The sequence below is a fragment of the Deltaproteobacteria bacterium CG11_big_fil_rev_8_21_14_0_20_49_13 genome, from assembly GCA_002796305.1.
Taxonomy (GTDB): domain Bacteria; phylum UBA10199; class UBA10199.
Window position 1 is genome coordinate 1 of sequence record PCWZ01000084.1, and the last position, 8,838, is coordinate 8,838.

General features: G+C 48.5%; 7 protein-coding genes and 1 tRNA gene. 6 read left to right on the forward strand and 2 right to left on the reverse strand.

Features of this window, described 5'->3' with window-relative positions; all coding sequences use genetic code 11:
• Nucleotides 1-12: 12 nt before the first annotated feature.
• A tRNA-Cys gene (locus COV46_08400) sits at nt 13-87 on the reverse strand.
• Nucleotides 88-216: 129 nt separating this feature from the next.
• Between COV46_08400 and COV46_08405 the strand changes: the two genes are divergently transcribed.
• Together COV46_08405 and COV46_08410 are read left to right on the forward strand one after the other, a co-directional pair.
• Nucleotides 217-981: a hypothetical protein gene (locus COV46_08405; GenBank protein ID PIR16418.1), complete on the forward strand. Its 765-nt coding sequence runs from the start codon at nt 217-219 to the stop codon at nt 979-981.
• Nucleotides 981-2,309 (forward strand): peptidase C69, encoded by a 1,329-nt coding sequence (locus tag COV46_08410; protein PIR16419.1) that lies wholly within the window; start codon nt 981-983, stop codon nt 2,307-2,309. The genes COV46_08405 and COV46_08410 overlap by 1 nt, the downstream gene beginning before the upstream one ends.
• A 24-nt stretch (nt 2,310-2,333) precedes the next feature.
• On the opposite strand, the gene COV46_08415 is transcribed toward COV46_08410, so the two are convergent.
• Entirely contained in the window at nt 2,334-4,328 is a 1,995-nt protein-coding gene (locus COV46_08415; GenBank protein PIR16420.1) for a hypothetical protein, read from the reverse strand.
• 68 nt (nt 4,329-4,396) lie between these two features.
• Here COV46_08415 and trmB point away from each other — a divergent pair, with 68 nt between their 5' ends.
• The 4 genes from trmB to COV46_08435 all read left to right on the forward strand — a co-directional run bounded on the left by trmB (nt 4,397) and on the right by COV46_08435 (nt 8,761).
• Complete coding sequence (gene trmB, locus COV46_08420) at nt 4,397-5,032, forward strand: tRNA (guanosine(46)-N7)-methyltransferase TrmB (protein ID PIR16421.1); 636 nt, start codon at nt 4,397-4,399, stop codon at nt 5,030-5,032.
• Between the two features lie 64 nt (nt 5,033-5,096).
• A complete protein-coding gene (locus COV46_08425; GenBank protein PIR16422.1) occupies nt 5,097-5,459 on the forward strand; it encodes a hypothetical protein in 363 nt (120 codons plus the stop codon).
• A 12-nt stretch (nt 5,460-5,471) separates the two neighbouring features.
• Nucleotides 5,472-7,268 (forward strand): hypothetical protein, encoded by a 1,797-nt coding sequence (locus tag COV46_08430; GenBank protein PIR16423.1) that lies wholly within the window; start codon nt 5,472-5,474, stop codon nt 7,266-7,268.
• Nucleotides 7,265-8,761, forward strand: coding sequence for a hypothetical protein (locus COV46_08435; protein PIR16424.1), 1,497 nt, complete (start codon nt 7,265-7,267; stop codon nt 8,759-8,761). The genes COV46_08430 and COV46_08435 overlap by 4 nt, the downstream gene beginning before the upstream one ends.
• The last annotated feature ends 77 nt before the right edge of the window (nt 8,762-8,838 follow it).

Consider the following 8,838-nt stretch of genomic DNA (forward strand, 5'->3'; position numbering starts at 1 on the left):
CCCCATCTTAAATTGAGGCGCGGGTGGGAGTCGAACCCACTCGTACCGGTTTTGCAGACCGGAGCATTCCCACTTTGCTACCGCGCCACCCTTCAAAAGCTGGCGCACTGTAATGGATAGCCATTTTCATGTCAAGTTTTTCGCCCTAATTTTATTGGATATTCAGTTGATTTTTAGCTTGACGCATAATGTTATGGGGCTATAATCACCATTGCCATGGCAGAAGAAAACAACAGAGATCGGGGGCCATCGGAGGCGGTCACCACAGTAATTAGCGCCCTTCCAAAGGATACAAAAAAGCCTCGTAGAAAACATGGTCAACGAAGAACGGCAAAAAGACAAGGTTATTCCATTCAGGGCACATCGCTCCCTTCCATCCCTGAAGAAGAAAAAAAGAGAGGTGTGTGGCTTACAACGATTGCAAATCTTGCCCTTCTTTTGGCCGTCTTTACCATAATATTTGCCGCACACAGGGCGATCCAAAATTCAAAGCATGCATCGAACGCGACCGTTGTGGCTAAAGTAAAGGTCGTGTCTGCGCCGACCGATGTTGAACCTGCCGAGCCAAAGGAACCCGAGGCTATTACAGAGGAATTTAAAGAAGACGCCGAAGAGGAAGCGGTAAAAGAAAAAATCGCTGTCGAAGAAACAAAGAAAGATAAAAGCGAGACTGCAAAAGAAACATCCATAGAGGCCCCTAAAGAAAAAAATGCGGCCGGCAAATACCATCCCGACCCCTACACCAACGGTGGCCCGCTGGACCTTGACAGACGCACACCATCCACTGCCAAGATAGGTAGCAACACATATAACGAACTGAATCAGAACTATTATCGCGGAAATGACGCCCGACGCGATTATTCCCCTTCCCACAATCCGTGGAACGCCGGCGGACAATTGGACCTTGATAGCGCCAACGCCCGCCAAGAATATCTCAAAAAAAACTACATTTCTTCCACCGAATCTGATACGAACAAGTAATGTTCAAGAACATCGATGTGGAAAAGGTCTTAAAGACCGCGCTTTCAAGCGGCGGCGATCTGGCCGAGATCTTTGCAGAACGGACGACAACAACCGCCATATCTCACGAAGACAAAAAAGTGGAACGCGTCGTTTCCGGAATAGACGCCGGTTACGGGATCCGGGTCATAAAGGATGGTCACACATCGTACGGATATACCAACGATGCGGCCGAATTGATGAACGTGGCCGTGTCATTGCGAGGAGCGACAACTCCGAAGCAATCCCTATTATCCAGTTGTGCGCACGAGATTGCCACGCCACCTTCGGTGGCTCGCAATGACGAATCATCTATCCAACTCATTGCTCGCGCCGCCAACGCCGCATGGAGCAAGGACCCCAAAATAGTGCAGGTCCAGGTGAATTTCCGCGACACCAATAGAAAGATATGGATAGCAAACTCCGAAGGCTTAAGCGTGCAAGATGAAAAAAAGGACCGGATAATGATCGTTATCGTCATCGCGTCCAAAGACGGAGTAACGCAAACCGGCATGGAACCGGCGTTCGGCGACTTTGACCCTGAAAGAATGGCAGATGCCGCAAGCAGGCGCGCTCTTTTGATGCTTGGCGCAAAACATGCGCCAAAGGGCCTGATGCCGGTCGTCATCTCCTCTTCTGCGGGTGGCACCATGATGCACGAGGCGGTCGGTCACGGCCTCGAGGCCGACCTTGCCGGTCAGGGCCTCTCGGTATTTAAAGACAAGATGGGCGAACAGGTCGCCTCCTGGATCGTCACCGTTGTAGATGATGGGACCATGGAAGGGATGCGCGGTTCCTTCAGGTACGATGACGAAGGAAATCCCTCCCAAAGAACGGTGCTGATCGAGAACGGCATACTTAAGGCGTATCTTCAAAGCAATATAACCGCAAAAAGAATGGGTATGAAACCTACCGGAAACGGCAGGCGAGAAAGCTATCGCAACCGCCCTATTCCAAGAATGGCCAATACCATAGTCACAAAAGGGAATGACGATCCTGAAAAGCTGGTTGCCTCGGTCTCAAAAGGGCTTTTCGTCAGAAAGATGGGCGGCGGACAGGTAAATACCATAAACGGAGATTTTGTATTCGAGGCGCAGGAGGCCTATTTGATCGAAAACGGCAAGGTAGGCGAACCCGTGCGCGGTGCAACGCTCATTGGCAACGGTCCCAAGGTGCTGATGGAGATCGATATGGTCGGGAGCGACATCGGTTACGGAATAGGGACCTGCGGAAAAGAGGGCCAAGGGGTCCCCGTCAGCCACGGAATGCCTACGATAAGGATACCTTCGATGACCATAGGCGGGGCCTAAAATTATCTCGGGAATCCAGACCGTTTATTGAGCCGCCAACCCCTTCACATGATAGACAAGCGCGACATCGCGCGGAATGCCTGCCACGGCGAACTTCTTTGCCATTTCGTTCATGATCGGCGGCATCTTTGCAGGATAATCGACAAGGAGCATCTTAACCGCAGTTTTGTCACCCGTTGCAAGCGCCCTTCCTATCTCCCCGACAAGGCCCATTAGCACATCCTGGAACTTGTCGTAATTGACGGCAAACCTCCCGTCCTTGATCTCAATAGCCCCATGATTGAAGAGATAGCTGAACTCCAGCGCCGCACCCCTTGCGTGGGCCTCACCTGCCCCGAAGCGCATGATACGCAGGAGCCCGGCGACATATGTCGTCTGGATGGACTTGAGCTGTTCCTGGGTTATAATATTGTTGTCAAACAGGACGTCCGCCGCCCACACTCCTCCAACGTTCGCCTTGGCCTCTTCTATCGAATCGTAATCCTCGCCTATCATCAGTTGCACGGTTGAATCACCGACCTTGCTCTCGCGTTGCGGCCCTATGCCGTGCATTATCTCGTGGAATGTCGAATCAAAGACAAAGCTCTGCGGGTCCACATATTGAAGCTGCTCGGGCACGATGGCTATCTCAGCTATGGGTCTTAGTATCTGATATTTTGCCTCGTGATGATTTGAGAATATCACACGCTTGGACCTTCCCTCTTCCGCCATGGGTCCGATATTTGGAAGCGAAAAGGCGATGGACGGGCCACCCGCTTTCCTCATCTCACCCGTGCCTACGATCACGTTCACAACACGCAGAGGAGGAACATTTTTTATCGTCCTTGCCTGATAGATATCGGGACCAACGGTGAGCGAGAACATCTGCTCGATATGAGGGAGGACCGGCATGAACTTCTGCACAACTTCGGTCGTCCCCTTGTCTTCGGCTCCCAGCATGAACTCGAACATCGACTTTGTGCCGTATGGGTCCTCATAGGTCTCGTAAGGGCCTACGGTTAGATCCAGCTCTCCTGCCGCCTTTCCCCATGCCTCGTCGCTCTGGAAATATGGTTTTGGGTCGTCGCTCCTGAATGCCTGAGCCTGGAGCTTTAGCTGATCGGCAAAGCTCTTGTCTATCCCTTCTACATCTGACGCCTGTTCCATGAGAGATGCTACCTTATCCATTATCTTCTTGAAAGGTTCGAACTGTGAATACGGGATGGCTTTAAGCTCACCCTTGTCGTCCCTTTTAACCACCGTAAACGGAGAGAGTAACGGGTCGTTCTTCAGGTCCTTTGAATCTGCCTTTATGTCATCAAAGGTCTTCTGGTCCATGTTATCGGGCCACATTATTGCCCCGACCACAGGCGCCGTAAAATCCGGCAATATAGAACAAAGTTTGTCTCCGTAACGTCCGCATATAGCGGCGGCGTTCCTGTCGAAGAGCTGTATCGTGTCCGGGTCAGTTTCGAAATAGATTGTCAAAGCCGTCTCTTCGGCGTTTTTGTCCATCTGGAGCTTGTAAAGTTCGTGCGTCCAGTAAGAGGCCTCGATCAGATGTTTTGCCGCCTTTTGATAGGGCTCGGAAAGAGTTGCAAGATCGAACCAGAGATGCGTCTCCTTCTGGGCGGCAAGTGTCTTCTTTACTCCGTCGCGGCGCTTTATCTGTATCTCTCTTTCAACATTAGCGATGGCCTCGGCAAGTTTGGGCGTTAGCTTGACCTGATCCGGCGGAAGGTCGAACTGAGCGCGAAGGGCCTGGGGAATATAAAGCTCGCCCGCCTCCGGATCCACTTTATTGTAATTTCCATCGTCCTTGATCCACTGAAAACCGTACATGGCGCCTGCCGCTTCGTTAAAAAGGGCCGTATGCCGTTCCGAAGACCTTAGCGCATTGATGCTCGCCTCCGCCGCCGCCATCTGTTGAACAACCGGGGCGTCCTGCTTATGGCCGGCCTTTTTGTACGATGTGATGCCAATGACAAGAGCTACTACTCCGACAACCACTGCAAGGATCGTTAGTTTCATTTTCTTCATGCCTCCTTGCCTCGCCGTAGCGTGATCCACGCGTAGGCGGGCTTATTAAAGTTTAAGGTTGACAGGTTATGATATTTTGTCGGAAAAGGCAAGCATCAATGGCAATTGCACGCACAGAGCCCGGATCCAAGTGGCACAAGACCCCTTTGTGCTATCCTGCCTCCATTTACCTTCCGATCACCTACCACCTATCACCGATAACTATCCTAGAAATAGGATCGGGCAGAGGCGATTTCCTGTTCTATTTGGCCGAAAACAACCCCAATAACGAGATAATCGGCATAGAACTGAAATCACGGCGTTATTTTAAACTGATAGACAGGGTAATAGAACGGGGTCTAAAAAACGTTAAGGTCATCCAGGCAGATGGCCGTGAGGCGGTTGCAGGCGGTTTAGCTCCCGAAAGTCTGGACGAGATACATGTGAACTTTCCGGACCCGTGGCCCAAACGAAAGCACACGAAAAACAGGCTCTTGTCTAAAGAGTTCGCAAGAAATTGCAAGGTGATATTAAAAAAGGGCGGATTCCTGTCGTTCATCACCGATTCAAAGGACTACGCCGACGCAGTCTTCAAGGAATCTTCCAAGATCGAAGGTTTTAAATTCTCAAGAGAGGAGAATGCCAGCGTCTTTCCCACCTTCTTCGCCCAAAAGTGGCTCAAAGATGGCCGCAAGTTTTACATGATGAAGTGGATCAGATCATAATTGCCATCACACAGGAAAAAATAAGTTTGCAATAGTCAGCCAACGGAGTTAATCTGAAGACCGGATGACAAAAAAGATACTCATAGTTGACGATGACAAACATCTAAGGACCCTTTTAGAATCGCGCCTTAAAAGCTGGGGCTATAACGTTATATTAGCCGACGACGGGAACAAGGGGCTTGAGCTTGCCAGAAAAAAGGCCCCTGACCTGATACTTTTGGACATAGTAATGCCCAACCTCGACGGTTATCAGTTCTCACTTCTAATGAAATCCGACGAACGTCTCAAAAAGATACCCGTTATAATGCTCACCAGCATGAACGAACAGATAGACGTTATAACGGGCAGGGCCTTCGGGGCGGTGGAATACATAACAAAACCTTTCGATCCTGAAAAACTCCATGAGGCTATCAAGAAACTTTTGTAGGGAAGAACTCTAATGAAAAACATGTTACCCAAAAGGATCAAAAAAATCGCACAATACAACTTCGGCTTTGTTGTTCTTGGAATACTGATCGTTTTGATATCTGCATATGAATACCATCAAAAAGACTTTTATGCCGGATCCGCGAGCGAATACAAAATTATTGTATCGATTTTGATTCTGTTGGCCGTGAGCGTTCTTTTAATTTTCTGCTTTATCAGAAGGGATATCAAGGACCTCACTGAAACCTCTGAAATGCTCGAAAAGATGAACGACGCCGCCCAGGATAGCATCATATTAATGGATAATAACGGTAAAGTGGCTAGGTGGAACAAGTCTTCCGAGAGGATCTTTGGCTATTCGGAGAATGAGATCAAGGGCAAAGACCTTCATATGATCCTCGCGCCCAAAAGATATCATGATAATCACAAAAAAGGGTTCACTTTATTCAAGGATACCGGCAAGGGAGATATGGTAGGCAGAACGCTGGAGTTTTTTGCCCTTCATAAGAGCGGAGAGGAGTTTCCCATCGAAATCTCGCTTACATCGGTAAATTTGGCAGGCAAATGGTGCGGACTGGGCATAGTAAGGGATATAACAGAAAGAAAACGTTCAGCGGCATCGTTAAAGACCGAAAGTGAACGTATCGAAAAGATATTAAGAACAACGCCAAGCGCGGTCTTCAGCGTGGACCGTAATAGAATGGTAACAAGCTGGAACAACAGGGCCGAGCAGATAACCGGATACGCCGCCCAAGAGGTTTTGGGCAGATGTTGCACCCTCTTTTCCAGATCGCATTGTGACGAAAAATGCGGGTTATTAAGTAAAGACGTAATCAAACCTGTATTCGGCAAAGAATGCACCGTTGGAACGAAGGATGGCAAAACAAAGATCATATCCAAGAATCTGGATGAAATAAAAGACGACTCGGGCCAACTCGTCGGTGGCATCGAATGTTTTGAGGATATCACCGAGCTGAGACAATACCAAAAAGGTCTTGAAATTTTGGTCGACCAAAAGACCGCAGATATTGCAAGACGCGAAAAGGTCATGCAAAGTCTTATGGAGGACCTGAACATCTCCAAAGAGCTGATACAAAAAGAAAAGGAAGAGCTTGCAAGGTCGAACAAGGAACTGGAAGAGTTCGCCTATGTGGCGTCCCACGACCTGCAGGAGCCACTGCGAATGGTTGCCAGTTACGTTGGACTCCTTGAAAAGAAATACAGCAAAGAGCTTAACGGTGAGGCCAAAGAATATATCGAATTCGCGGTGGATGGTGCAAGAAGGATGCAGACGCTCATCAAGGACCTTCTTGAATATTCTCGCGTTGGGAGAAAGGGAGAACCGTTCACCGAAATCGACACTGAGGGAATATTGGGGAAAGTGACCGAAATTCTCAAAGTGACCATAAATAACACCGGTGCCCAGATAATATGGAACAAACTTCCTAGTATCAAGGCAGACGCCATACAAATGACCCAAGTATTTCAGAACCTGATAGCCAACGCCATCAAATTTAGGTCAGATGAAGTTCCAAAAATATGCGTAGAATGTAAAGAGGACGATAATTTCTGGACCTTTGCGATAAAAGATAACGGCATAGGATTTGATGGTCATTTTGCCGACAAGATATTCGGACTGTTCGTTAAGCTACACGGCAAGAATGAATATGAGGGGACAGGGATAGGTCTTGCCATCTGCAAGAAGCTCGTCGAGCGGCGCGGCGGACGCATATGGGCCGAATCTGAAACCGAAAAAGGCGCTTCCTTTTATTTTACGATACCTAAAAGACCTGACGAGGTAAATCCATGAATACCACCAAGAAGATCAAACGGCCGATAAGCATACTGCTGGTCGAAGACAATGAAGGCGACATAAGGCTCATTCAGGAGGCAATGAAAGAGGCCGGGTTCAAGAATATCACAACGGTCGCAAAGGACGGTTCAGAGGCGATGAACATCCTTAGGAATTCAAAGAACATTGACCTTGTCATATTAGACCTGAACCTCCCGGGCAAAAACGGCCGTGACGTTCTCAAAGATATAAAGACCGATAACAACCTGAAACACATTCCTGTTATAGTCCTTTCATCCTCCTCCGCCGAAGAGGATATCGTGAACTGCTACAACATGTATGCCAATTGCTACATCACAAAGCCGCTTGAAATAGCGGAATATCAGGATGTGATGAAAAAGATCGAGACGTTCTGGTTGAATCTCGCGAGACTTCCCAAGAACAAGATAAATCTTCTCGTGATCGAAGACAATCAGGGGGATGCAAGGCTGGTCGAAGAGCTTCTTTTAAAATCGGGGCACGTAGATTTTGATATAGACACAGTTGAAAATTTTAACGATGGCACCGAAGAGATGTTAAAGCGCAACTTTGACCTTGTGCTCCTAGACCTTAACCTTCCCGACAGTAAGGGAATGGAGACCTTTCAAAGGTTCCACGCCAAGTTTCCTGCCGTTCCCGTAATACTTTTTACCGGGATATCGGACGAGGATATAGGCATCGAAGCTATCAGGACCGGCGCCCAGAGCTATATTTTAAAACAGGACCTCTCCCCTGCATATCTGGAAAGAACGATAAGATTTTCTATCGAAAGGAACAGGTTAAGGCTGGCCGCCGAAGATCTTCTGAATATCATCGTTCACGAACTAAGGACCCCGATGGCTATTATAAAGGAGGGGTCGCTTCAGCTTATAGAAGGCATTCACGGACAACTAAGTGACAAGCAAAAAGAGTTCGTGAAAATGGTCTTTGAGAACTCCGAGAAGATGGAGGGGCTGATAACGGAGCTTCTGGAGATGGCGCGGATAAATATAGGCACAATGCGGCTCGATATTGCATCGTTCGACCTTGGCAAAGAGTTCAAAAAGACGTGCGATGCCATGGCGGGGATATTCAAAAAGAAAAAACTTTCCCTTGGCCTCAATATTCAAGAAGGTAACTTCTTCATTGACGCCGATAAAAAAAGAATAGGAAGAGTGCTTTCCAATCTCCTCGCCAACGCCCTTAAATTCACAGAAAAAGGGAAAGTAGAGGTCGCCTTAAGCGATCTACAAGACAAGATCCTCTGCTCCGTAGCAGACACCGGCACGGGGATGTCACCTTCCGAAACGCAGCAGGTCTTCGCAAAATACCAGCAGTCATTCGCATTCGCCAAATCTCGCGTCAAGGGGATCGGCTTGGGACTCTACATATGCAAGAGTATAATAGATGCTCACAGCGGTGTGATATATGCCGAAAGCACGCCAGGCAAGGGTTCTAAGTTCACATTCATTCTCCCCAAAAAACAAGGATGATCTCTGCGTAATGAACCGGTTGGTTCATTCATCAACCCCACTAACAAAGAAGGCCAAGACCCCATTCGGGGCCTCGG

What these genes read in the sequence shown, in the direction of transcription:
- COV46_08405 (PIR16418.1), top strand. Translation starts at nt 217, where the DNA reads ATGGCAGAAGAAAACAACAGAGATCGGGGGCCATCGGAGGCGGTCACC.
- COV46_08410 (PIR16419.1), top strand. Translation starts at nt 981, where the DNA reads ATGTTCAAGAACATCGATGTGGAAAAGGTCTTAAAGACCGCGCTTTCA.
- COV46_08415 (PIR16420.1), bottom strand. Translation starts at nt 4,328, where the DNA reads ATGAAGAAAATGAAACTAACGATCCTTGCAGTGGTTGTCGGAGTAGTA.
- trmB (PIR16421.1), top strand. Translation starts at nt 4,397, where the DNA reads ATGATATTTTGTCGGAAAAGGCAAGCATCAATGGCAATTGCACGCACA.
- COV46_08425 (PIR16422.1), top strand. Translation starts at nt 5,097, where the DNA reads ATGACAAAAAAGATACTCATAGTTGACGATGACAAACATCTAAGGACC.
- COV46_08430 (PIR16423.1), top strand. Translation starts at nt 5,472, where the DNA reads ATGAAAAACATGTTACCCAAAAGGATCAAAAAAATCGCACAATACAAC.
- COV46_08435 (PIR16424.1), top strand. Translation starts at nt 7,265, where the DNA reads ATGAATACCACCAAGAAGATCAAACGGCCGATAAGCATACTGCTGGTC.